Annotated in this window: 25 protein-coding genes; 9 read left to right on the forward strand and 16 right to left on the reverse strand. The window is 73.4% G+C overall.

Annotation, left to right across the window (positions count from 1 at the left end):
• Positions 1 to 36: 36 nt before the first annotated feature.
• On the reverse strand, positions 37 to 288 hold the full coding sequence (locus tag ACZ501_RS30995; protein WP_468799877.1) for a hypothetical protein: 252 nt from the start codon (positions 286 to 288) through the stop codon (positions 37 to 39).
• Between the two features lie 104 nt (positions 289 to 392).
• On the reverse strand, positions 393 to 1,247 hold the full coding sequence (locus ACZ501_RS31000; RefSeq protein WP_468799879.1) for a helix-turn-helix transcriptional regulator: 855 nt from the start codon (positions 1,245 to 1,247) through the stop codon (positions 393 to 395).
• 138 nt (positions 1,248 to 1,385) lie between these two features.
• Here ACZ501_RS31000 and ACZ501_RS31005 point away from each other — a divergent pair, with 138 nt between their 5' ends.
• Positions 1,386 to 2,165, forward strand: coding sequence for an NAD(P)H-dependent oxidoreductase (locus ACZ501_RS31005; protein WP_361610769.1), 780 nt, complete (start codon positions 1,386 to 1,388; stop codon positions 2,163 to 2,165).
• A 74-nt stretch (positions 2,166 to 2,239) separates the two neighbouring features.
• Here ACZ501_RS31005 and ACZ501_RS31010 read toward each other — a convergent pair whose 3' ends face one another.
• Positions 2,240 to 3,241 (reverse strand): helix-turn-helix transcriptional regulator, encoded by a 1,002-nt coding sequence (locus tag ACZ501_RS31010; RefSeq protein WP_468799881.1) that lies wholly within the window; start codon positions 3,239 to 3,241, stop codon positions 2,240 to 2,242.
• 168 nt (positions 3,242 to 3,409) lie between these two features.
• On the opposite strand from ACZ501_RS31010, the gene ACZ501_RS31015 reads away from it, so the two are divergent.
• A complete protein-coding gene (locus tag ACZ501_RS31015; RefSeq protein ID WP_361610771.1) occupies positions 3,410 to 3,613 on the forward strand; it encodes a hypothetical protein in 204 nt (67 codons plus the stop codon).
• A 95-nt stretch (positions 3,614 to 3,708) separates the two neighbouring features.
• Here ACZ501_RS31015 and ACZ501_RS31020 read toward each other — a convergent pair whose 3' ends face one another.
• Together ACZ501_RS31020 and ACZ501_RS31025 are read right to left on the reverse strand one after the other, a co-directional pair.
• A complete protein-coding gene (locus ACZ501_RS31020) occupies positions 3,709 to 6,045 on the reverse strand; it encodes a bifunctional serine/threonine-protein kinase/ABC transporter substrate-binding protein (RefSeq protein WP_468799883.1) in 2,337 nt (778 codons plus the stop codon).
• Between the two features lie 191 nt (positions 6,046 to 6,236).
• Positions 6,237 to 6,623, reverse strand: a complete 387-nt coding sequence (locus ACZ501_RS31025) for a VOC family protein (protein ID WP_468799885.1) — start codon at positions 6,621 to 6,623, stop codon at positions 6,237 to 6,239.
• Between the two features lie 181 nt (positions 6,624 to 6,804).
• Here ACZ501_RS31025 and ACZ501_RS31030 point away from each other — a divergent pair, with 181 nt between their 5' ends.
• A complete protein-coding gene (locus ACZ501_RS31030) occupies positions 6,805 to 7,272 on the forward strand; it encodes a hypothetical protein (protein WP_468799887.1) in 468 nt (155 codons plus the stop codon).
• 148 nt (positions 7,273 to 7,420) lie between these two features.
• Here the strand turns inward: ACZ501_RS31030 and ACZ501_RS31035 are convergent, their stop codons facing one another.
• Both ACZ501_RS31035 and ACZ501_RS31040 read right to left on the reverse strand, forming a co-directional pair.
• Positions 7,421 to 7,609: a DUF6381 family protein gene (locus tag ACZ501_RS31035; protein ID WP_361610149.1), complete on the reverse strand. Its 189-nt coding sequence runs from the start codon at positions 7,607 to 7,609 to the stop codon at positions 7,421 to 7,423.
• 123 nt (positions 7,610 to 7,732) lie between these two features.
• A complete protein-coding gene (locus tag ACZ501_RS31040; protein ID WP_468799889.1) occupies positions 7,733 to 8,260 on the reverse strand; it encodes a YcxB family protein in 528 nt (175 codons plus the stop codon).
• A 127-nt stretch (positions 8,261 to 8,387) separates the two neighbouring features.
• Here ACZ501_RS31040 and ACZ501_RS31045 point away from each other — a divergent pair, with 127 nt between their 5' ends.
• Positions 8,388 to 8,612, forward strand: a complete 225-nt coding sequence (locus ACZ501_RS31045) for a hypothetical protein (RefSeq protein ID WP_361610146.1) — start codon at positions 8,388 to 8,390, stop codon at positions 8,610 to 8,612.
• Between the two features lie 18 nt (positions 8,613 to 8,630).
• Here the strand turns inward: ACZ501_RS31045 and ACZ501_RS31050 are convergent, their stop codons facing one another.
• The 4 genes from ACZ501_RS31050 to ACZ501_RS31065 all read right to left on the reverse strand — a co-directional run bounded on the left by ACZ501_RS31050 (position 8,631) and on the right by ACZ501_RS31065 (position 13,568).
• Positions 8,631 to 9,116 carry a hypothetical protein gene (locus tag ACZ501_RS31050; RefSeq protein ID WP_468799891.1) on the reverse strand — a complete coding sequence of 162 codons (486 nt, stop codon included), beginning with the start codon at positions 9,114 to 9,116 and terminating at the stop codon, positions 8,631 to 8,633.
• Between the two features lie 55 nt (positions 9,117 to 9,171).
• Positions 9,172 to 10,398 carry a hypothetical protein gene (locus tag ACZ501_RS31055; RefSeq protein WP_468799893.1) on the reverse strand — a complete coding sequence of 409 codons (1,227 nt, stop codon included), beginning with the start codon at positions 10,396 to 10,398 and terminating at the stop codon, positions 9,172 to 9,174.
• Positions 10,399 to 10,587: 189 nt separating this feature from the next.
• Positions 10,588 to 11,391, reverse strand: coding sequence for an alpha/beta fold hydrolase (locus tag ACZ501_RS31060; RefSeq protein ID WP_468799895.1), 804 nt, complete (start codon positions 11,389 to 11,391; stop codon positions 10,588 to 10,590).
• Positions 11,392 to 11,465: 74 nt separating this feature from the next.
• Positions 11,466 to 13,568, reverse strand: coding sequence for a SpoIIE family protein phosphatase (locus tag ACZ501_RS31065; RefSeq protein ID WP_468799897.1), 2,103 nt, complete (start codon positions 13,566 to 13,568; stop codon positions 11,466 to 11,468).
• A gap of 302 nt (positions 13,569 to 13,870) precedes the next feature.
• Between ACZ501_RS31065 and ACZ501_RS31070 the strand changes: the two genes are divergently transcribed.
• Both ACZ501_RS31070 and ACZ501_RS31075 read left to right on the forward strand, forming a co-directional pair.
• Positions 13,871 to 14,254: a hypothetical protein gene (locus ACZ501_RS31070; RefSeq protein WP_468799899.1), complete on the forward strand. Its 384-nt coding sequence runs from the start codon at positions 13,871 to 13,873 to the stop codon at positions 14,252 to 14,254.
• 163 nt (positions 14,255 to 14,417) lie between these two features.
• Positions 14,418 to 14,702: a hypothetical protein gene (locus ACZ501_RS31075; protein ID WP_468799901.1), complete on the forward strand. Its 285-nt coding sequence runs from the start codon at positions 14,418 to 14,420 to the stop codon at positions 14,700 to 14,702.
• Positions 14,703 to 14,759: 57 nt separating this feature from the next.
• Here ACZ501_RS31075 and ACZ501_RS31080 read toward each other — a convergent pair whose 3' ends face one another.
• Positions 14,760 to 15,014, reverse strand: a complete 255-nt coding sequence (locus tag ACZ501_RS31080) for a hypothetical protein (RefSeq protein WP_362465548.1) — start codon at positions 15,012 to 15,014, stop codon at positions 14,760 to 14,762.
• Positions 15,011 to 15,883 (reverse strand): isocitrate lyase/PEP mutase family protein, encoded by an 873-nt coding sequence (locus ACZ501_RS31085; protein ID WP_361610499.1) that lies wholly within the window; start codon positions 15,881 to 15,883, stop codon positions 15,011 to 15,013. Before ACZ501_RS31085 ends, ACZ501_RS31080 begins: the two co-directional genes overlap by 4 nt.
• Positions 15,884 to 16,130: 247 nt before the next feature.
• Here ACZ501_RS31085 and ACZ501_RS31090 point away from each other — a divergent pair, with 247 nt between their 5' ends.
• Both ACZ501_RS31090 and ACZ501_RS31095 read left to right on the forward strand, forming a co-directional pair.
• A complete protein-coding gene (locus ACZ501_RS31090) occupies positions 16,131 to 16,784 on the forward strand; it encodes a glyoxalase (protein WP_468799903.1) in 654 nt (217 codons plus the stop codon).
• Between the two features lie 174 nt (positions 16,785 to 16,958).
• Positions 16,959 to 18,479 carry a hypothetical protein gene (locus ACZ501_RS31095; RefSeq protein ID WP_361610502.1) on the forward strand — a complete coding sequence of 507 codons (1,521 nt, stop codon included), beginning with the start codon at positions 16,959 to 16,961 and terminating at the stop codon, positions 18,477 to 18,479.
• A gap of 27 nt (positions 18,480 to 18,506) precedes the next feature.
• Here ACZ501_RS31095 and ACZ501_RS31100 read toward each other — a convergent pair whose 3' ends face one another.
• The 3 genes from ACZ501_RS31100 to ACZ501_RS31110 form a co-directional block, all read right to left on the reverse strand.
• Positions 18,507 to 19,679: a DNA gyrase subunit B gene (locus ACZ501_RS31100; protein WP_468799905.1), complete on the reverse strand. Its 1,173-nt coding sequence runs from the start codon at positions 19,677 to 19,679 to the stop codon at positions 18,507 to 18,509.
• Between the two features lie 241 nt (positions 19,680 to 19,920).
• Positions 19,921 to 20,184, reverse strand: a complete 264-nt coding sequence (locus ACZ501_RS31105; protein ID WP_361610506.1) for a hypothetical protein — start codon at positions 20,182 to 20,184, stop codon at positions 19,921 to 19,923.
• The gene (locus ACZ501_RS31110; RefSeq protein WP_361610508.1) at positions 20,171 to 20,446 is read right to left on the reverse strand and encodes a DUF6400 family protein; all 276 of its coding nucleotides are present in this window, start codon (positions 20,444 to 20,446) and stop codon (positions 20,171 to 20,173) included. The genes ACZ501_RS31105 and ACZ501_RS31110 overlap by 14 nt, the downstream gene beginning before the upstream one ends.
• Before the next feature lie 198 nt (positions 20,447 to 20,644).
• Between ACZ501_RS31110 and ACZ501_RS31115 the strand changes: the two genes are divergently transcribed.
• Positions 20,645 to 20,833, forward strand: a complete 189-nt coding sequence (locus ACZ501_RS31115; protein WP_468799907.1) for a hypothetical protein — start codon at positions 20,645 to 20,647, stop codon at positions 20,831 to 20,833.
• Positions 20,834 to 20,893: the final 60 nt, after the last annotated feature.

The following is a 20,893-nucleotide window of genomic DNA, read 5'->3' on the forward strand; positions in this document are numbered from 1 at the left end:
CTCCCGGGGGGGCAGGCGGGTCACGCCGCCCGTGCCTCAGCTCCGGGACGGCAGCCGGCGGAGTTCGAGCAGAGCCACCGCGATCTTCACGCCGGTCGAGACCGTCAGGGCCTGGAGGAACGGCATGCCCGTGAGCCACAGGACAACCATCATGACCGTCAGAACCAGGAACGCGGGAAGCAGGTTGGTCCGCGTGACCACGGCCTTCAGATGGCCGGTCCTCCTCCGGCGCTGATCCACCGCGCCGATCGGACGCGCGGTGAGGCCTTCCTCCTCGGCTTGCGGCATCGGCTGCTGCCCTTCCCTCGTACCCGTCTCCGCAACGAGCCTCGGGCGCGCCGCGGCGGACCGCCACTGCTGCCACCCGCCCCGCCTCCGTCCGGCGTACAGGTTCACCTCACCGGGTCAGCCGACGCCTCCGGTGCGGGTCGTGCCTCCTCGCCGCCCGTGCCCAGGCCCGCCAGGAGGCGCAGGGCGTCCGCGGAGGGGCTGCCGGGGGCCGCGGAGAGCACCAGCAGCTCCCTTCCCGACGCGTCCGGCAGAGCGAAGTTCTCCTGGTGCAGTTCCAGCAGCCCGACCAGCGGGTGCCGGTAGGCCTTGCGTCCGTGGGTGCGGGCGCGAACGTCGGCGCGGGCCCACAGGCGGCGGAAGCGCTCGCTGCCCATGGACAGTTCGCCGATGAGGGAGGCCAGGCGCGGGTCCTCGGGGTAGGTGCCGGCGGCCAGGCGCAGGTGCCCGACCACGTCGAGCGTGCACGTCTCCCAGTCCGCGTAGAGGCCGCGCTCGGTCTCCTCGAGGAAGATGTGCCGGGCCGTGTTCAGGCCCGGTAGCGGCCGGCCGAAGAGCAGTCCGGCGAGGCGGTTCCCGGCGAGCACGTCGAGGCGGTGGTCCATGATCAGCGCGGGTGCATCGGCGACCAGGCCGAGGACGCGCAGCAGTTCCGGCCGGACCCGCCCGGCCGGCGCCTTCGCGCGGCGCCGGCGCTGCCGGGCGAGCCGGCACAGGTGCCCGCGTTCGGTCTCGTCGAGGCCGAGGACCCGGGCGAGCGCGTCGAGGACCTGGTCGGAGGGCTGGGTCGCCCGGCCCTGCTCCAGGCGTACGTAGTAGTCGACGCTGACTCCGGACAGGTGCGCGACCTCTTCGCGGCGCAGCCCCGCCACTCGGCGGCGGCTGTCGGTGGCGACTCCGACGGCAGCCGGGTCTACCCGGGAGCGCCGGGACCGCAGGAACCCCGCAAGATCGTCCATGCCCCCAGTATGGCCTCGGTCCCGCACGCGAGGGTGGTACTGCCAGTACCAGGAAGTCCGGTCCGACGGAAGCGGCGCCCCTGAACGCCGGGCGCCGCGGGGCCCAGGATCGGGGGCATCCGATCCGAAGGAGTTCCCGTGAAGACGCTGATCGTCCATGCCCACCCGGAGCCGCAGTCGCTCAACGGCTCGCTGAAGGACCTCGCGGTGTCCACGCTGGAGGGCGCCGGGCACGAGGTCCGGGTGAGCGATCTGTACGCGATGAACTGGAAGGCGGTCGTGGACGCCGCGGACTACGGTCCCGAGGCCTCGGATCCGCTGAACGTGCCCCTGGACTCGGGCCGGGCCTTCGACGCCGGGACGCTCACCGCGGACGTCCGCGCCGAGCAGGAGAAGCTGTTGTGGTCGGACACGGTCATCTTCCAGTTCCCGCTGTGGTGGTACTCGATGCCCGCGATCCTCAAGGGCTGGGTGGACCGGGTGTTCACCTACCGCTTCGCGTACGGCGTCGGCGAGCACAGCGCCACCCGGTACGGCGAGCGCTTCGGCGAAGGCACCCTGGCCGGCAGGAGGGCGCTGCTGTCGGTGACCGCCGGCGGTCCGGAGTCGCATTACGCGGCTCGCGGGATCAACGGTCCCATCGACGACCTGCTGTTCCCGATCCACCACGGGATCCTGTACTACCCGGGCATGGAGGTGCTGCCGCCGTTCGTGCTGTACGGCACCGACCGGATGACCGCGGAGGCCTACGCGGACGTGGCCAAGGCCTGGGAGCAGCGGCTGCTCACCCTGGAGTCGACCGAGCCGATCGCGTTCCGGCGGCAGAACCACGGCGACTACGAGATCCCCTCCCTGCACCTGAAGGAGGGACTGGAGCCCGCGGGCCGCACCGGCTTCGGCCTGCATGTACGCGGCTGACCCGGCCCGCGGGCAGGGCCTTTCGCCTCGCGCGGCGTCGTGCGGCGGAACGGTCGGGGGCGGCTCGGCGGCCGTTACGGGAGCAGTCGCTCCGGGGACGTCGCCCACCAGAACGTCAGCTGGGGCACGGTCTCCAGGCCCAGTGCCTCGCGCAGCTTCGAGACGTGGGCCGTCACGGTGCGCTCGCTGAGCCCGAGCTTCTCCCCGATCTGCCGGTGGCTCCTGCCGGCCACGATGCCCCGTACGATCGTCCGCTGGAGCTTCGAGGTCCTGGGGGCGTCCTCCTGGCCCGCGCTTCCCTCGCCTTCGCGGGGCAGCCACGGGTCGGCCCGCTCCCACTGCTGGCGGAAGTGCGCGGCCAGCAGGGCGCACACCCCGCGGTCCTGGGTGTACCAGGCGGCTGACTGCTGGACGGTGCCGTCCTCGCCGTAGACCTCGAAGAAGGCGTGCTTGCGGTCCACGACGATTAACCGCAGGAAGTCGTCCCCGAGGGTGCGCACCTGGGCGCCGGCCCGCGTCATGGTGGCGACCCAGTCGCGCTGCGTGGGGTTGGTCCGTCCGCTGACCCGGTAGATCGTCCGTACGCTCACGCCGCGCCGGGCGGCTTGCAGGTCCCGCGGCAGGGCTCCCTTGAGGACCTGCGGTTTCCGGTGCCCGGGCTGCGCGGTGAGGATCTCGAACTCGGCGGACTGGATGGTGCGTATGGTCTCCGCGTTGACCTCGGGGACCGTGCGGAGCAGGAGCGTCCCCTCCGGGCCGGGGCTGTGGTGGTACCGCTGCTGCTCGGCTTCGAGCTCCCGTACGTGGGCGGGGATGCCGGCGAGGGCTTCGGTGACGCCGGTGAGCGCCTTGAGGACGGCCTCGGTGAGCTGCGTCTCCAGGTAGCGGGGCGGGGCGGGGACGTAGGTGCCGTGCTCGTGGGTGTTCGCGAAGAGGATGTCGCGGGCGAGGAGGGAGGCGAGGCCCGGCTCGTCGTCGGGCAGCTCTTCGCCCCGCAGGGCCCTGCGGTAGGTGCGCAGCTCCACCTCGGTCAACCGGGAGGTCTCGGGGGCAGCGGATATTTCCCGTTCCGTCATCAAATCCGTCTTCCTCTTGCTGAACTGCGGGTGGACGCAGTATCCCGAAGGTTGATCGCGTCCCGCACTCGATACAGGCTTGCCCGTGTGCCACAGGGCCCGTGGCGCAGTTGAGGCCCTGCTGCCCGCATCGTCCGCGGGGGTCGGGCCGGCCTAGGGAGGAACACCTTGACACCGATCAACACCCGGTCAACCGTCACCGCCGTGCTGTTCGCGATCCTCGCGGTCATCGGACTCAGTGGTGTCGCCGGCAACGAACCGGCCGGCACCAATTGGGGAATCGCAGCCATGGGAGAGGTGGAGCAGCAGGCCGACGCCCGCGTCCTGTCTGCCGGTCCGCTGATCCAGACGTCGGACTCCGACTGGGGATGATCCTCCCGCGCTGAGGCGCACAGCACCCGGTACGGCGGTCACCCCGCCCTCGCCGGGTGCTCCGCCGTTTCCGGGCCGCTCGGCCCGGTGCGGCGTCAGCGGGTGGCCGGGCCGCTCGTCACGGTCGCCCAGCTGCCGCCCTTCACCGCGTACACCGTCAGCCGGCGGTTGACCGGGTCGCCGTTCCGGTCGAAGGCGACGCGGCCCGTGACCCCGTCGAAGTCCAACCGTGCCACGACCGGTGGCAGTTCCGTCCGGGCGTCGGCGGGGAGGGTGCCGCCATGGGCCGTCACGACGGCCTTCACCGCCTCGATGAGCGCCCATGTGGCGTCGTACGCGTACGGGCCGTACCAGCCGGCCGCTTCCGGGTAGCCGGCCTTGCGGTACCGGGTGAGGAAGTCCTGCCCGGCCGCCGTCTCCTCGGCGGCCGCGCCGATGTTGGTCGCGAGATCGCCCTCGGCCTTCGGGTTCATCGTGAGGTACTGCTGGTCGAAGATGCCGTCACCCCCCATCAGGGGGGCGGTCACCCCCGCCTGTTCGAGCTGCTGCGAGAGCGGTGCCGCGGTGTCGTAGTAGCCGCCGAAGTAGACGGCGTCGGCTCCCGAGGACCGCACCCGTTCGGCGAGGCCCTCGAAGGCGCGTTCCGCGGGATCGACCCGCTCGGTGCCGACGACGGTCCCGCCGAGCTTCGTGAACTCGGCCGTGAGGCCGGAGGCGAGTGCGGTGCCGTGGGCGCTCGCGTCGTCCACCACGTACACCTTGGTCTTCTTCGCCTCGCCGTGCAGGTACCGGGCGGCGAACGGCCCCTGGTCCACGTCCGTCGCGACGGTCCGGAAGTAGGTGGAGTGGGGACGCGACGGGCTGCCGGCGGCCCAGTCGGGGCCGAGCGTCAGCACGGGGTCGGTGTTGCCCGGCGACACGACGGCCATGTCCGCCCGGGCGAGCGGCGCCACCAGGGTCTTGGCGACACCGGAGTTGAGCGGGCCGACCACCCCCAGGACCTTCTTGTCGGACACGAACCGGGCGGCGTTGGACGCGCCCCTGGCGGGGTCGGCCCCGTCGTCCAGGGCCTTGATCTCGAACGTCACGCCGGGGACGTGCCCGGTCTCGTTGGCGGTCCTGGCCGCCAGCTCGGCCGAGTTCCTCATCCCGGCGCCCATGGCGGACAGCCCGCCGCTGAGCGGTGCGTCCACCCCGATCACCACCGTGGCGGAGGAGGCCGCCGACCCGCCGCCGGCCGCCCCGCCCCCGTGAGGCGCGTCCTCGTCCTGGGTGAGGGTCCAGGTCAGGACGGAGCCCGTGGCGAGCGTGGCGAGCACCGAGGCCAGGACCGCGGAGCGCCGGGTGAGCCGGCGCCCCCGGGTGGACGCCCTCTCGCCGCCCTCCCTCCCGTGGGCGGAGCCGTGCGTGACCGGCTCCTCGGCCGGTGGCGGGGGCACGGGCGGGGCGGTCGGCCGCTCCGGTACGGGGCGCTGCCCGGCACCCGCGCCGGATCCGGAGTCGAGGACCGTCGGGGTCTGCGGTGACGGCGTCGGGGAAGCCGGCTCGGGTACGGGGTCGGGTCCCTGCCCCTGCCCGGGCTCGGCGGATGCGGGGGGCACGGTCGTGAAGGACCGCAGGACCGCCGCCAGCATCTCGGCCGCCTCGGCGGCTGCGACGCGCTGCGCGGGGTCCTTGGTGAGGAGCGCGTCCAGCACCGGTGCGAGCGGGCCGGCGTGGACCGTCGGCCGGGGCGGCCGGGTGAAGACGGCCACGGCGAGGGCGTGGAGCCCGTCCGCCTCGAACGGCGGGTGTCCCTCGACGGCGTGGTAGAGGGTCGCGCCGAGCGCCCACAGGTCGTTGGCGGGGGTGGGGCGCTTGCCCTCCAGCTGCTCCGGCGGCATGTAGTGCGGCGTGCCGATGACGGTCCCGCTGTGGCTCAGCCTGGTCGTGGCGTCCGCGAGGTGGGCGATGCCGAAGTCGGTCAGGACGACGCGGTCCTTGGTCAGGAGCACGTTGTCCGGCTTGATGTCGCGGTGGACGATCCGCGCCCGGTGCGCCTCGGCCAGCGCGTCGAGCACGGCGGCGCCGATCTCGGCCACCCGCTGCACGGGCAGCCGCCCGGTGCTGCGGATGGCGGCGGCCAGGGACTGCCCGCGGACCAGCTCCATCACGATGACGGGGGCGCCCTGGTGCTCCACGACGTCGTGGATGGTGATGATCCCGGGGTGGCTGAGAGTGACCGCCGCGCGCGCCTCGCCGATGAACCGCCGGAGCAGCGCGGCGCGGTCCCCGTCGTCCATGCCCGGCGGGAAGAGGATCTCCTTGACCGCGACCTCACGTCCGAAGAGGTGCTGGTCGAGGCCGCGCCACACCCGGCCCATACCGCCCTGGCCGATGCGTTCCACCAGCTGGTACCGGCCGGCGATGAGTTCGGGATTCTGCTCGGTCACGCGCACACTCTAGGTCCTGCTGAGCCGATCAGGTGACGCACGTACGGCGTGAACCCGCCCCTGCCGCATCCCCGGCGGAGCCCGGCGTTCCGACACTCCCCCGAGCCCCGCCGCGGGCGCCGGCGGGGCTAGGGGGTGTCCGCAAAGTCCCGCCTGCCCTGCGGGCGGCCGCGCTACTGTGCGGACACCCCCTAGGGGCGGAAGCGCAGGGGGTGGTCCGCCGGTACCTCCACGACGGCGATGCGCACGCCGTCGGGGTCCGCGATCCACATCTCGATCAGCCCCCAGGGCTCCCGCTGCGGCGGCCGCAGCACTTCGGCGCCCCGCTCCCGGAGTTCCTGGTGGGCCGCCTCCACGTCTTCCACCTGGAGCCACAGCCGCAGCCCGGGCGCTGGTGGCGCGTCGGCGCGGCCCGACACCTCGAGGAACCCACCGCCGAGGAAGTAGACCGTGCCGCGTTCGGGGCCGGTGCCGAACTCCCGGTGGACGGCGAGGCCGAGGGTGGTGCCGTAGAAGGCGCGGGAGCGCTCGGGATCGGTGGGGCACAGCAGGATCCTGCTGCCCAGTACGTGAACCATGGCCCCACTCTGCCCCGGTCGGGGAACCGTGACTCCTCCCGCCTCGGCGCCTTTCGGCCACGAGCCGGAGCAGTGACCGCTGGGCCGTCTGCGCTGCACGGACCCGTTGCCGCGCACCAGAACGTGTGCTCGATAGCATCGCGGGGCGCTGGGGCACTGGGCCCGGGCGAGTGAGGAAGTCATGAGCGATGACGTGCTGTCGATCATCCCGACGGATCCGCGGTGGCAGCCGGAACGCGATGCCGTTGACCGCGTCCTGTCGCTGATCAACGAACTGGCTCCCGGCGTCGTCGACGGAGCGGACGGCGAGGTCGACGTGACGTGGCATGACGTGGTGACCGCGGTCGACTGCGGCGGAAACCTGGAGCGGATCGGCTGCCCCTTGTGTCAGGCGTCCATCGACCGGGAGTGGTGGGGCGACCTGCTCGACGCCCACTGCGACGACGGCTTCGCCACGCTCGCGGTCGAGGTTCCCTGCTGCGGAGGATCGACCACGCTCGACCTGCTGCATTACGACTGGCCCTGCGGCTTCGCGCGCTTCGAGATCGCCCTCTGGAATCCCGCACGCCCTTGTTTCGGCGAAGACGAGCTGGCGGCGCTGGCGGACGGGCTGGGACACCCCGTGAAGCAGGTCCGGGCCCGTGTCTGAGCCACGGCGTGCCCGCCCGGGCGGGGCGCGGTGAGGCAGCCGAGGCGGTCCGCCTCGGCTGCCCGGTCCGCTCCCCCGGCGCTGTCGTGCCGTGGTCCGATGGGGTCCCCGGCGGTCCTGCCGTGGCGGCCGGCGCCGGGCCCGCGGGCTACATGGGGTCCATGGTGGCGCTCTCCGGGCCGTGGACCTCTTCGAGCTTCTGCCGGATGTGCAGGGCCTTGTCGGTCAGCCGCTGCCGCTCGGCGGGGTCGGTGGACCGCTGGGCCGCCAGCTCCAGTTCCTCGGCCTTCTCGCGGATGTGCCGGACCTGCTCGTCGGGCTGGCTCTCGCCGCTCATGTGATCTCCTCCGGTTCGGGACGGACGTGTCTCCACTCAAGCATTCCCCGCGATCCGGCGATCGGACCGATGCCGTGGCGGCCGCGTCACGCGGACGGCCACGGGCCGGTCGGTGTCGACCCCTCAGAGACGGTGACGCTTGAACCGGCGGACCCCGGCCTCCAGCAGAACGCCCATCAGCTCCGCCTCGCCGGCCCCGGCGAGCAGCCGCTTGGGCACGATCAGCAGGCCGCTCTTCCAGCCGAAGCGGCCGGTCACGACGTAGACCCGCTCCGTCTCGCGGGCGCGGTACATGGTGCGCCACGGCACCCGCATGAGTTCCTCGCCGCCGCGGGCGACGACGAAGCCGGCGGCGTCGATGACGGCCTGCTTCTCGCCCCTGGCCTGGTCGGCGCGGAACGCGCGGCCGGTGAGCAGCGGGGGCAGGAACAGGCCGAGCACGCCGTAGACCACGCCGAGCGCCAGCAGGCCGGCGTTGACCGCGCCGCCGTGGGCGAGGGGCCTCAGGCTCAACGCCGCCAGCAGGACGGCGGCCGCCCAGATGAACCACCGCAGGCGCTGGAACAGCCCGGTGGCCGCGACCGCCTCGTCGAACTCCTCCCGCGTCAGGGTGCCGCTGAAGGTGATGGTCGCCTGTCGTATGTCATCCACGGCGCGGAGCCTACAGGTCCACGCCGGAGCGGCCGGGCCCGTGCACCGCGCGAAGGAGCGGGGCGGCCCGCCATCCGGACGGCAGCCCCGAGGTGCCCTGCGGACGGTCCCGGGGCAGGCTGGACGCATGCCCGACCAGACGGAGATCGTGATCCACCCCGTGTCGCCCAAGGGCGGCCGGAAAGTGACCGTGCACGCGCTGGGCGTGGACGCCGACCTGGGCCGTGCCTACACGCCCTCCGACGTGTCGGAGTTCCTGCGCCGCGCCGGTCTGGAGGACGTGGACCTCTCCGAGGACGGGCCGGTCCGCTGGGAGGGCGGCGGCCCCGAAGTCTGGTCCGCCGACATCTGACCGCGGGCAGCTGCGGCTTCACGGCCGGCGGGGCCGGTCGCACGAGGTGAGGAGCCGGGCCGCGGCGGCTTCGAGGTCGGCGCGGGGCACCCGCTCGCATACCAGCGGCGCGCACACCTCGAAGGCGCCGCTGGGAACCTCGCCGAACAGGAGCACCTGGAGGTACTCGGGGCCACCCGCTTCCTCCCGGCCCACCAGGACTTCGACGGTGAGGCGGGTGCCGTCCGCCAGCCGCCGCGATCCGCTCTGGGGTTCGCCGTCGACCAGCGTGAACTCCTCCTCGTACCGGCCTTCGGGCGGGGCGGCCAGCAGCCACCGGGCGAACGCGGCGGCCCGTGGTGCGCCACCGGTCAGTGCCGCGCGTCCGATGAAGTACGCGTCGAAGCACCAGGTACCGTCCGGATCCCTGCCGACGGCCACCCACAGGTCGTCCACGGGCCGACCGGGGTAATGGCTGCCGCGCCAGCCGAACCGGAACCCGGTCTCCTCGTACGTACCGGCCACTTGCGCACCTTCCCTCGCTGGAACCACCGGTCCAGCCTGCCGCAGGTGCAGGGGGCTAGGAGGCGTTCCACTCGTCGCTGGGCAGCGAGTGCCACAGGTCGAGCCAGCCGGGGAGCAGGAAGAGCGGGCGGGACAGGACGGCGTCGCCCGCCCGCTGGGGCCGGATCGCCAGGCCGAGGTCCGCGAAGACCGGGTCGCCGGCGGGGCTGTACGCCAGGCTGCCGGGTGTCGCGGCGCGGTGGACGAGCCAGTCCTCCACCTGGGAGCGCACACAACCGGTGAGCGGGGCCCCGTCCAGTCTCACCTGGGGACCGGTGAGCGCCTCTGCGGCCACGCACCCCAGGCGGCCTCCCCGGAAGAGGGCCCTGATCCCGGTCCCCGTGAAGTCGGCGAAGGCGAGTGCGCGGGCTCCGGCGGCCGGGGTGTGGGCGGAGCGGGCCGGCTGTTCGGCGAGTGCGGCGGTGATCTCCTCCAGGGTCATCCCGAAGTGCAGGGGGCCGACCCCGATGTACGGGGTGAACGTCCACTCCGCGCGCTCCCCGTCCCCTGCGGGCCGGGGCGCGGGTGGTGTCGGGGCGTGGGAAGCCGCGGGCGCGGTCGCCGCCCGGGCTTCGGGCCGGCGGACGGGCGGCTCCGAAGCCGCGGTGTCCTCGGGCTGCTCCGCCAGCCGGCGGACCGCCTGCTCCCGGCCCGGCCCGAACGGGTCGTCCGCCAGGGCGCGTGCCCGGTCCAGGTCCGCGCGGCGCTCGTTCTCCGCTGCGACGAGACCGCCGGTGTCCTCGCCCCAGGCCGCCAGCCGTTCCCGGGCGATCCACCGGTAGTACGAGTCGGCGCTCACGCCCAGCACCGCGCGGACCGCGGGCGCGTACCGGGGTACGGACGGGGCGAGGGCCGGATCCGCCAGCAGGAGAGCGGTGGCCGCGAGGGCGGCTTCCCTCACCCGCGGATCGGCGTCCTCGCAGAAGGCCGCCGTGCGGGCGTGGAGCGCCGGCCGTACCGCACGGGCGGCGGCCAGATCCCGCGCGGCGCCGCCACCCTCGTGCGGGCTCCGGGCGACGTCGGCGAACGAGGCGAGCCACTTCAGCAGTTCGGCGCGCAGGGGCCGCCGCCCCGGCCTGCGCTCCCAACCGAGGAGGGCGGCCACGACCAGGGTCGCCGGGGCGGTCGCCGGGCACACGCGCTCCTGGTGGAGGAGGAGCCGGTACAGGTCCTCCACCGCCCGCACCCGGCGGGCCGGGTCGGCGGCGAGCACCCCGAGGAGGACGTCCGGTGTGTCGGGCACGTTGTGGCGGCCCGTACAGAAGTGCGGCAGCGCCCCTCCAGTCGGTGCCGGTGAGCTCGGTCCGCGCTGCGTGCGGCAGGGGGTCGGCGGGAGCGGCACGACGGTCGGCGGCTGTCTGGTCGGTCACGCGCCCCAGTGTTCCAGCCGGCTGCGACACCGGTTGCGCCGGCTTCGTCGGGTGAGGTCCGGTCAGGCCCGGCTCCCTGCCGATGTGTTCCCGGCGCGGCGGACGGGGAAGACCGTCGGGCCGGGGTCGGTGGTGAGGAAGTCGAGGATGAGCTGGTTCACCAGTCCGGGCTTCTCCAGCGGCAGCCCGTGAGAGGTTCCCGGGACGACCGCGAGTTGGGAGTCGGGGATCGCGCGGTACAGGGCGATGGTGTGTTCGAGGGTGATCAGGTCGTCGTCACCGACCAGGACCAGCGTCGGCATGCCCATCCGGGCGAGGGCCTCGGCCGGGATCGTGGGCTGCGTACGGATCATGTCGGCCTCCTTCCGCACCACGACCGGCCAGTGGTCGGCGCCGTCGGGTGACACGGCCCCGTACGCCTCGCGGAAGAACGCCATGTCGGCACTGTCCGCCGCCATGGCGTCGAACATCTGCGGTGCCGCGGTGCTGACCGGACCGGGCAGGAAGTTCGCCCCCATGGCCACGACCTTGCGGACCAGGTCGGGGCGGGCGATCGCGACCAGCAGGGCGACGATGCCGCCGTCACTCCAGCCGACGAGGTGCGCGGAGCCGCCGACGACCGCCTCGATGAAGGCGATGGTGTCGTCGGCCATGTCCTGGTAGGAGAACGGTCCCGCGACGTCGGGGGTGCGGCCGTGTCCGCGACGCTCCGGCAGGAACACCCGGTACCGGGCGGCGAAGTCGGGGCGCTGCGCGCCCCAGGTCTCGTTCGTGCAGAGGCCTCCGTGCAGGAGCAGCAGAGGGTCGCCGGCACCTTCCGCCTCGTACCACGTCCTGACGCTGCCCAGCTCGACGTACTGGCCCACGGTGCCAGTGTCCCCAGCGGTTCGACGTACCGCAACGCGATGGTGCTGCCGCGTCCCGGCCGCCGCGCTGGCGGTCAGGCGCGCCGATCGGGCGGAGAGGGCGCAGAGGCCGTGGCTTCGGCGATGAGGAGGGCGACGTCGTCGTGGTCGTCGGGGTGGCGCAGGGCGCGCAGGAGCCAGGGGCAGGTGTCGTTCAGGGCGCGGCGGGGTTCGCGGAGGATGTCCAGGAGCATCTGCAGGCGGTCGTCGATCGCGTGGTGGCGGGTTTCCACGAGGCCGTCGGTGTAGAGGAGGAGCCGGTCGCCGGGGGCGAGTGCGAAGGAGGTGGTGTGGAAGGGGACGCCGCCGACGCCGAGCGGTGCGCCGGTGGGCAGCTCGACCAGCTCGGCGGGCCGTCCGGCCGGGGTGAGGACGGGCGGGAGGTGGCCGGCGTTGGCGATGTGGCACCGGTGGGTGTGGGGGTCGTAGACGGCGTAGATGCAGGTGGCGATGTAGTGCTCGAGACCTTGGGTGATCTTGTCGAGATGGAGGAGGACTTCGTCGGGTGCGAGGTCGAGGTCGGCGAAGGCGCAGGTGGCGGTCCGCAGGCGTCCCATGGTGGCGGCGGCGTCGATGCCGTTGCCCATGACGTCGCCGACCACGAGGGCGGTCTTGTCACCGGTGAGGGGGATGACGTCGTACCAGTCGCCTCCGACCTCGTGGGTGGCCTGGGCGGGCTGGTAGAGGGAGGCGACCGTCAGGCCGGCCAGTGGGGGCGGGTGGCCCGGCAGGAGGCTGCGCTGGAGGGTCTCGGCGGTGTTGCGGACGCTCTGGTGCCAGCGGGCGTTGTCGATGGCCACGGCGGCCCGGGCGGCGATCTCCCCGGCGAGGAGGACGTCGTCCTCGTCGAAGGGCAGGGGGTTGCGGGCGCGCACCAGGTCGAGGACGCCGAGGACCTCGTGGCGGGCGATGAGCGGCACCGCGAGGTAGGAGTGCACGCCGGTCTCGGCGAAGGCCTCCGCGGCTTCGGCGTCGCGGGCGATGTGCCGGTAGTCGTTGCCGTCGGCGTGGGCGATGACCATCGGCTGGCCGGTGTGGACGCAGCGGGTGATCAGCCGGTCGGCTCCGTAGGCCGCCAGGTCCCCGGCCTGCAGAGCGGCGGTGGCCGCGGGGGTGGCGTAGGCGGTGGCCACGGCGAGCGCCCGGAACGTTTCGGGGCCGGGCTCCCGGGCGGACGGGGCGGGGCGGAAGGCCAGGACGTCATCGAGGAGGTCGACCGTCGCGATGTCGGCGAGGTCGGGCACGGCGACGTCCACGAGCTCGCGGGCGGTGTGTTCGACGTCCAGCGTGGTGCCGACGCGGGCGGAGGCGTCGGCGATGACGGCCAGGCGGCGCCGGGCCCGGTCGGCCTCGGTGGCGGCCTGGTGGCGTTCGGTGACGTCGACCACCGAGGTCGCAACGCCGATCACCCTGCCGTCGGCGCTCTCGATGCGGAAGTACGACACCGACCAGGCGCGGTCGTGGTCCGGGTCGGCCGGAGTGCGGCCGACGGTGTACTGGTCGATCACCGGGGTGCCGGTCAGGAGCACCTGCCGCAGGACGGACTCGATGGTCTCCGCGTCGAGGAAGGCCAGGACATCGCGGGGGTGCCGGCCGAGGTGATCGGCGGCCGGTGTGCCGTTGATGCGCTCCAGGGCCGGGTTGATCAGCAGGTAGCGCAGGTCGGTGTCGAGCAGGGCGATGCCGATGGGGGCCTGCGAGACCAGGCGCTTCGAGAGCGCGAGGTCGGTCTCGACGCGCTGGAGGGTGGTCTGGTCGGCGGCGATGCCCAGGGCGTAGGTGTCGCCGAGGTCGTCCAGCAGCCGCATGTTGCGGAATTCCACCAGGCGCGTGCTGCCGTCCTTGTGCCGGATGGGGAACGCGCCGGCCCAGCTCGCCCCGGTGCTCATCACCTCGGCGAAGAGTCCGGCCACCAGGTCGCGGTGCTCGTCGTGGACCAGCATGGCCGCGTACTGGCCCAGGGCCTCCTTGGCGGTGTAGCCGAAGACGTCCTCCGCCTGGGGGCTCCAGAACACGATCCGCCCCCGGATGTCCAGCACGACGGCGGCCACGCTGAGCAGATCGAGCAGCCCTCCGGGCGGCGACGGCCCCGCCCGCCGTTCCCGCTCGTCCTCGTCCCGCGGCTCCTGTGCGGCCATGGCTGAACGCTCCCTCCTCAACGCGGCCGGCCCGCAGCGCGCGCCGGTTGAGAGCCCTCTTCCATGCTGCTCCCCGAACCCGGTCCTGCACGATCCGGCAGGCGCGGATCTTGACCGCGAAACCGGCGCCGAAGAGAATCAGCGCGAGCAGAAGGCCGAGAAGCAGGGGGATCCATGCCGCCATGCGGGTCGATACGCCCGCCGAGACGCGTGGCGCTGTGACCGGCCGCCGGGTACCGGCTCTGGCGGTGGGTGCACTGCTGGTGCTCGCCGGGTGCGGTGGCGTCGGTGATGGGGCGCCCGTGTCCTGGAAACGCCCCTGCGACATGCTGCCCAAGGCCGTGGTGGAGAAGTCGGTCGGCGTTCCGCTCGTGGCGGTGGGCTCGGAAGGCCCGTACGGGTTCGAGTGCCGCTACCGGCCGCCGAAGTCCTCCGAGGACTTCTGGACGGTGTCCTTCAGGTCGGACACCGACGGCACGGAATGCCCCGACCCGAGAGCGCAGCCCGCACCGGAGATCGACGCCGACGCCTACAAGCTCGACGACAGCGGCCGGGTGGTCGTCGGGGGCCCGTACCACGGCCACTGCCTGCGGATCGCGGGCTACAGCAGCTGGGTCGACGGATCGCACGTCACCGTCGCCTCCGCCGCCGACCTGCTGCGAACGGCCCGGGGCCGCATGGAGTGACGGCGCGGCCGCGGCCCTCGGCCGGGGCTGCCCGCGCGAGCCCGTGCCGGAACGGCCGAGGGGGCCCTTCCGGTGATTGCCGGGCGCCGCGCGAGCCGAGCGCGTGCGACACGGGTACGGCATCTTCGCAACGCCGACGCCGAATCCGTTGAGGGGATCAACCATGTACGCAGCAGTCCGGCGGTACGAAGGGGTGACCGACCCGGCCGAGGCGGGGCGCCTCGTGAACGAGGGCTTCGTGCCGCTCATGCGGCAGGTCGCCGGTTTCGTGGCCTACTACTGGGTCGATGCCGGGAACGGCGTGATGGTCTCGACCAGCGTCTTCCAGGACCGTGCGGGCGCCGACGCATCGATCGAGCGGGCGGCGGACTTCGTACGCGACAACCTGGCGTCCCTCCTCCCCCGGCCTCCCCAGGTCACCGCGGGCGAGGTGGTCGCGTCCGCCTAGCGGGGCCACCGATCGCGGCCGGGCTCCGTGGGGGAGCCCGGCCGCCGTCGTGCCCGTCTACGCCGTGGCCCCGTCGGGGCGGGCGGGGTGGAGGAGGGCGGTGAGTACGTCGGCGGTGCTGCCTTCGTGGTCGCTGCCGGCGCTGCCGCTGCCGCTCTGGACGTTGGCGGTCCGGTCGACTTCGAGCACGGAGTCGGCGTGGGAGTTGTCGATGACGGTGATCAGGCTTCCCTCGGCGGCGGCGGGTGCGGCGCTGCCGCACGCCAGGGTCATCGCCAGGTAGGCGGCAGCCCGCAGGCGTGCGCGGATCACGCGTGGGCGCTCTCACGCGCGGCGGGCACGGGCTGGTGCCGGGTGATGTTCTTCGCCAGGAGGCTGGTGGATTCACCGACGCCGATGGCGCTGGATCCGTCGGCGGCCGGCAGTCGCCCGTCGGCGAGCCGCAGTTCGGTCAGGGCGGTGTCCATCGCCTGGTGCGCCGCGAAGAGGCAGGGCGTGCTGTAGATGGCCACGTCGATGCCGAGGTCGGCCAGCTCGGTGAGGGAGAGCCTCGGGGACTTGCCTCCGGCGATCTGGTTGAACAGCAGCGGCTTGGAGCCGACCACCTCGCGGATCCGCCTGATCCATTCGGCACTGCGGACCCCGTCGACGAGGACGACGTCCGCGTCCGTGGCGGCCAGGGCAGCGGCGCGGTGGAGGATATCGGCCTCCTCGGTGGCGTCCGTGCGGGCGACGACGAGCATGTCCGTCCGCGTCTCCAGTACCGCATGCAGCTTGTCCAGGTACTCGGAGAGCGGCAGGACCTGCTTGCCGTCGGCGTGCCCGCACCTGCGCGGCCGCTTCTGGTCCTCCAGGATCACCCCGGAGGCGCCGATGCGCTCCAGTCCCTCCACCACGTGGCAGGCGACCTCCACGTCGATGTAGCCGTCGTCGATGTCCACGAGCAGGTGGTGCTGGGGGAACGCGCCGCGCAGCCGCTGGACGAAGGACAGCATGTCGGGCCAGGCGATGAACCCGATGTCGGGCAGGCCGTAGTGGGAGGCCGCGAACCCGAAGCCGGAGACGAACATGCCGTCGTAGTGGCCGGCCGCGACCGAGGCGGAGTACATGTCGTACACGCCGATCAGGGGGGTGGTGCCCGGTTCGGCGATCCGGGCCCGGAGCTTGTTGCCGTAACTCATCGTCAACTCCTTGATGTGCTGGGCGCATGGGCAGGCGAGGGAGCGCCTGCGACACGGCAGCGCTTTACCTAAAACTGATCATTTCCAGACCATCTCTAGATTCTGTACCTAGACGGCCTTTACTCACTCGAACGGCGCACCGCGTTCACCACAGAAACGTCACTGGGCACCGCCCCTGCCAACGGCCGCGGTGACCGGTCAGGAATCGAGAAGCGCCGGGCGGCGGGCCGCACCTAGCGTGAGGGGCATGGCAATCACCGCTTCCCCCGCATCCGGCACCTCCCTCGCGTCCGTCACCCTCGAGGTGGCCGACGTGGAGGCCGCCCGCCGCTTCTACGCCGCCTTCGGCGTGGACTCCTCCGTACGCCTGCGTGCGTCGCAGGCCCCCTCGACCGGGTTCCGCGGCTTCGTCCTGGCCCTCACGGTGTCCGGGCCGGCCACCGTGGACGGCTTCCTCGACGCCGCCGTCGCCGCCGGAGCCACGGTCCTCAAGCCCGCCGCGAAGACGCTGTGGGGCTACGGCGGCGTCGTCCAGGCCCCGGACGGGGCGATCTGGAAGGTCGCGACCTCGGCGAAGAAGGACACCGGCCCGGCCACCCGCGAGATCGACGACATCGTCCTGCTGCTCGGTGTCGAGGACGTGAAGGCCGCCAAGGAGTTCCACGTCGGCCGGGGCATGAGCGTGGCCAGGAGCTTCGGGGGCAAGTACACCGAGTTCGCGGCCGGCCCGTCCAGCCCGGTCAAGCTCGCGCTGTACAAGCGCCGCGCCCTGGCCAAGGACGCCGGTGTCCCGGCCGACGGCGGCGGCTCGCACCGCATCGCCCTCGGCAGCACCGCCGCCGCCGTCACCGGCCCGGACGGGTTCGTCTGGGAGACCGCCGGGCCGCTCGCCCGGCCGTAGGAGACGACCTCTCGAAGCTGTCCCGCCGGCGGGGCTGCACCGGTTTCGGTGAACAGGGCGCGTTCACCGGTCGCCGCGGCCCTCGCCGCGTACGGTGGGCCCGCGCTGACGCCGCGTCCGGTCGCCACGGGGACGCGCGCGGGCCATGGGACACGCCAGAGGGAGGAAGACAGGATGACGGAGGCCACGGCCCGCGAGCTGGACGAGCGGGTGCTGGGACGCAGGTGGACCGTGCGTCTGGACGCCGCCGCCCGGGGCAGTGCGGCGGTGCGCGTCTCGTGCAGCCGGTCCTCCTGCGCCGAGCAGCGGCTGCCGTCCGCGGCCGCGGGCCGTGCGGCGGCGATCGCCCACCTCAAGGAGCACCTGAAGGCCGTCCCCGTGCCGCGGGCCGACGCGTACTGTGCCTGCAAGGCCGAGGGCTGCACCGCGCACCTCCGTCCCGACGACCGGTCGGGCCGGGCCGAACCGTGGCGGTGCGGCGGACCGGTCGTGCTGACCGTGGTCTGCGACCGGGAGGGACGCTGGTGGCGGGCCGTGGAGTGCTGTTCGCGCTGCGCGGCCGCCACACCCGGCGCGCGCGTCGTCACCACCGCACCGCCGGGAACCACCCCCGCCGCCCCCCGCGTCGCCACGCCCACGGACGGGCTGCGGTTCTCCGACGACTCCGCCGCGGGTGGTGCGCAGGAGGTGCCGGCTCCCCGTTCGGCGACGGGCCGGCCCCGGCCCCGTCACGGGAGGATCGCGCAGCGGATCGTCCCGACCGGCCTGCGGCCCCTCGCCCTGCGGGACGAGCTCATCGAGCTGGGCGATCTCTTCCGCGCGTACCAGCAGCGCGCCGAACCCGACCTCGCCGTGCTCGCCGGCCTCCAGGAGCGCAAGGCGCGCGCCTTCACCACCTGGGCCGAGGTCACCGGCGACGCGCGACTGCGCCTGGACGCCCAGCGCGCCGAACAGGCCGCCGCCACCGCCCGTCTCCAGCACCAGCAGCGCACGGGCCGCACGGTGGACGGCGACGAGACGGCGGTGGTGCGGCTGCTGACCGTGCCGGCGCAGTGGGAGCACGCGCGGTCCGTCCTCGCCCACGCGGCCGATCACGCCCCGCTGCCCGGGGCGGAAGCCCGGCTGGTCACCCTGCTGCTCACGCTGCGCACGGCCCTCACCGGTGCCGGCAACGTCGTCGGGCAGGACCTCACCGGGCTCGGCCTGACCGATGCGGAGCAGCTGCTCGAGCAGCTGGCCGGCCGGGGCTGGCTCGGGCTTCCCGGCACGGCCGCCGACCTGCTCGCCGCGCGACCGGAGAACCCGGGCCGCATCACCGTTCCCTCACTGGTGCCCCGTCAGGACGTCCCGGGCCCGTTCACGTTCGGCAAGGCGACGCGGCCGAAGCTCAGCGGATGGGCCCAGAGGGTCACCTCGGACAAGAAGCTCCGCAAGGCGAAGGCCTCCGCCGAGACGCGGCTCCTCGCCCTGACCCTGGCCACCCAGACCGACGCCGACGGGCGACTCGGCCCGCTCGGCCAGGGGGTCGGCCTGGAGGTGCTCGCCGCCTGGTGCCCCGTCAGCCCCGGTGAGCTGCGTGTGCTGGTGGAGGAGCTGGCCCGGGCGGAGTGGCTCGCCGACGCCACCGTCACGGACACCCACCTCACCGGCCGGCTGACCGAACGCGTCCTCCCGCTCTCCTGCCCCCTTCCGTAGCCCGGGCCGCGTACCGTCCACACCCGGTCACGTCGTCCGGCTGGGTGTGTCCCGCGGGATCCCGGCGGCGATGGCAGCCGCCTGCCCGGGGTGTTCCTCCCACCACGTGCGCAGGTGCTGCCGTACGGCCTCGGCGACGCAGGCGCGTACGGCGGTGTTGGCCAGCAGGCTGTTCGTGGGGCCGGACAGCTCCGGGCGGTCGAGCTTCAGCGAGACGACCGCCGTCAGGCCGACCCCGATCCGGTCGGCGCTGAGGCCGGGGGCGGCGGGCGCCGGCAGCAGCCGATCCCGTGCGCAGGCGGTGAGGGCCGCGGCCAGCCCTTCGCGGAAGCCGTCCACGTGCGTGCCGCCCGACGGGGTGGGCGAGCTGTTGGCGAAGCTGCGGACCCGCTCCTCGCGGGAGCCGTTCCACCTCAGGGCCACCTCCAGCGTGCCCTCCATCCGCGGGTCCTCCTGCTCGAAGCAGATGACGTCCGGATGGACGGGCGTCCCGGCTCCCGCGTCGAGAAGGGCGACGTACTCCCGGACTCCGTCCGGGCAGCGGAACCGTCGGCGCCGGGGCGGGCCGGGGGGACGCCGGTCGGTCAGGACGATGTCGAGATCGCGGTTGAGGAAGGCCAGTTCCCCGAACTGCTCGGCCAACACCTCGAACGAGCACGGGTGACCGCCGAAGACGTCGGCGTCGGGCCGGAAGGCGATGGTGGTCCCGCTCCCGGTCGTCGGGCCCGCCGGCTGCGGCGGGGCGAGCGCGGTACCGCGCGCGTAGTCCTGTACCCAGCGGACACCACCGCGGCGCACCTCCGTCCGCAGGCGGCTGGAGAGGGCGTTGGTGACGCAGAGGCCGACGCCGAAGAAGGTCATCGCCACCGCGTGGCGGCTGACGGGCTGCGTCGCGGTGTGGCGGCGGGCGAGCAGCGCCTCGAGGCTCGGCCTCCCGGTGTCCCCGGCGGCTTCGACGGGCAGGCCCGGGCCGTCGTCGGAGATCCGCACCCAGCCGTCGGGCAGGAGGGTGACCTCCACGGCAGTGGCGCGGCCGGCCAAGACCTCGTTCACCGCCCGGTGGGCGACGTCGAGCACCACCCGGTGAAGGCCGCGTTCGCCGGTCGAGCCGACGTACATGGCAGGGCGCAGCCGGATCGCTTCCGGGCCGTGCAGAACCTTGATGTGAGAAGCGTCGTAGGCGGTGCCGTCCTCGCTCATGGAGTCCCCCTCGGTGCTGTCCAGCGGAGATCCACAGCCTAGGGACTTGCGCGGAAAACACCAGGTCAGAGCCGGTGCGCTGAGGGCAGGGGCGGGCTCGTGGACGGCTGCGCGGGGGGGCCGGCCGCACTCCGGGGGGCAACGGTCGCCGGAGTGCGGCGACGGCCCCGTCCGAGGCGCTCCCGACCCCTTTCGCGACGGCCGCCAGGCCCCCCTTTGCAGGGTGGGCAGGGCCCGAGACCTACGGCGAGGGCCGCGGCAGGCCGCTGGTCACGCGGCTCCACAGGGAGCGGGTGGCGCCGAAGCCACTCTCGTGCGTCCAGACGTGGGCGCAGCCGGGGCACTGCAAGTGGAGGAGGCTGCCCTTGTTGGAGAGCAGGTAGCGCCAGTGCCGGGAGCAGGACCGGCGCTCCTCGCACGGCTCACAGCCCCGGGTGTCCTCGCAGCCCGGGCAGGGCACCCAGGCGCGGCGCCCGATGTCGGCCTGCGGGTCAAGCGGCAGCATGGCCGCCCCCGCGCACGGGCAGGACGCCGGCCGCGACCAGCTCGTCGTACACGCGCTGCTGCTCGGCGTCGAGGCCGGAGTAGAGGAGGTCGTACGCCTCTTCCTCGCCCCGCAGCACCTCGACCGGGTCCCAGTCGGGGCCGAGCGCGGCCATGACCTGGGCGCGCCGGAGCATCTCCTGGGCGGTGAGGTCGACGGCGAAGTCGAACGGCTCGGCGGCGTCGCCGGAGCCGGCCGGGGGTGTGGAGGGGTACGGGGACATAAGACGAACTTAGGTAGGCCTTCCTTCGAGGGTCAAGGGAGGGTGGGCGGAGTCACATCCCCACCCTTCGGCGGCGAGTTCCGCACAAATCCCCCGGAGGCCTCACCCGCTCACCTGAACGGCCCGCTCCAAGAGGGCGGACGCGCCGACCTGTGCGTTCCTGGGAGAGGCCGACCCACCCCGAACCCGAGGAGAACCATGGGAATCAAGGACGAAATGCAGGCCAAGGCGAAGCAGGCCAAGGACAAGCTCCAGAACAAGCAGGGCGACGCGAAGCAGCGCGGCCAGAGCGAGCAGGAGAGGCTGCGGCAGCGGGCGGACGAGAGCCGGCAGTCGGGTCAGCGGTCCCTCGACGACATCTCCGACGACATGGACGACCGCACCTGAGCCGGACAGACAGCCGAGGGGCCGCCACCGCACGGTGGCGGCCCCTCGGGCGTGCTGTAG

This window comes from Streptomyces sp. NPDC034085 (assembly GCF_055575555.1).

Coding starts and splice junctions, on each gene's coding strand:
- ACZ501_RS30995 (WP_468799877.1), bottom strand. CDS start 288: ATGCCGCAAGCCGAGGAGGAAGGCCTCACCGCGCGTCCGATCGGCGCG.
- ACZ501_RS31000 (WP_468799879.1), bottom strand. CDS start 1,247: ATGGACGATCTTGCGGGGTTCCTGCGGTCCCGGCGCTCCCGGGTAGAC.
- ACZ501_RS31010 (WP_468799881.1), bottom strand. CDS start 3,241: ATGACGGAACGGGAAATATCCGCTGCCCCCGAGACCTCCCGGTTGACC.
- ACZ501_RS31025 (WP_468799885.1), bottom strand. CDS start 6,623: ATGGTTCACGTACTGGGCAGCAGGATCCTGCTGTGCCCCACCGATCCC.
- ACZ501_RS31030 (WP_468799887.1), top strand. CDS start 6,805: ATGAGCGATGACGTGCTGTCGATCATCCCGACGGATCCGCGGTGGCAG.
- ACZ501_RS31035 (WP_361610149.1), bottom strand. CDS start 7,609: ATGAGCGGCGAGAGCCAGCCCGACGAGCAGGTCCGGCACATCCGCGAG.
- ACZ501_RS31045 (WP_361610146.1), top strand. CDS start 8,388: ATGCCCGACCAGACGGAGATCGTGATCCACCCCGTGTCGCCCAAGGGC.
- ACZ501_RS31065 (WP_468799897.1), bottom strand. CDS start 13,568: ATGGCCGCACAGGAGCCGCGGGACGAGGACGAGCGGGAACGGCGGGCG.
- ACZ501_RS31075 (WP_468799901.1), top strand. CDS start 14,418: ATGTACGCAGCAGTCCGGCGGTACGAAGGGGTGACCGACCCGGCCGAG.
- ACZ501_RS31085 (WP_361610499.1), bottom strand. CDS start 15,883: ATGAGTTACGGCAACAAGCTCCGGGCCCGGATCGCCGAACCGGGCACC.
- ACZ501_RS31090 (WP_468799903.1), top strand. CDS start 16,131: ATGGCAATCACCGCTTCCCCCGCATCCGGCACCTCCCTCGCGTCCGTC.
- ACZ501_RS31095 (WP_361610502.1), top strand. CDS start 16,959: ATGACGGAGGCCACGGCCCGCGAGCTGGACGAGCGGGTGCTGGGACGC.
- ACZ501_RS31100 (WP_468799905.1), bottom strand. CDS start 19,679: ATGAGCGAGGACGGCACCGCCTACGACGCTTCTCACATCAAGGTTCTG.
- ACZ501_RS31105 (WP_361610506.1), bottom strand. CDS start 20,184: ATGCTGCCGCTTGACCCGCAGGCCGACATCGGGCGCCGCGCCTGGGTG.
- ACZ501_RS31110 (WP_361610508.1), bottom strand. CDS start 20,446: ATGTCCCCGTACCCCTCCACACCCCCGGCCGGCTCCGGCGACGCCGCC.
- ACZ501_RS31115 (WP_468799907.1), top strand. CDS start 20,645: ATGGGAATCAAGGACGAAATGCAGGCCAAGGCGAAGCAGGCCAAGGAC.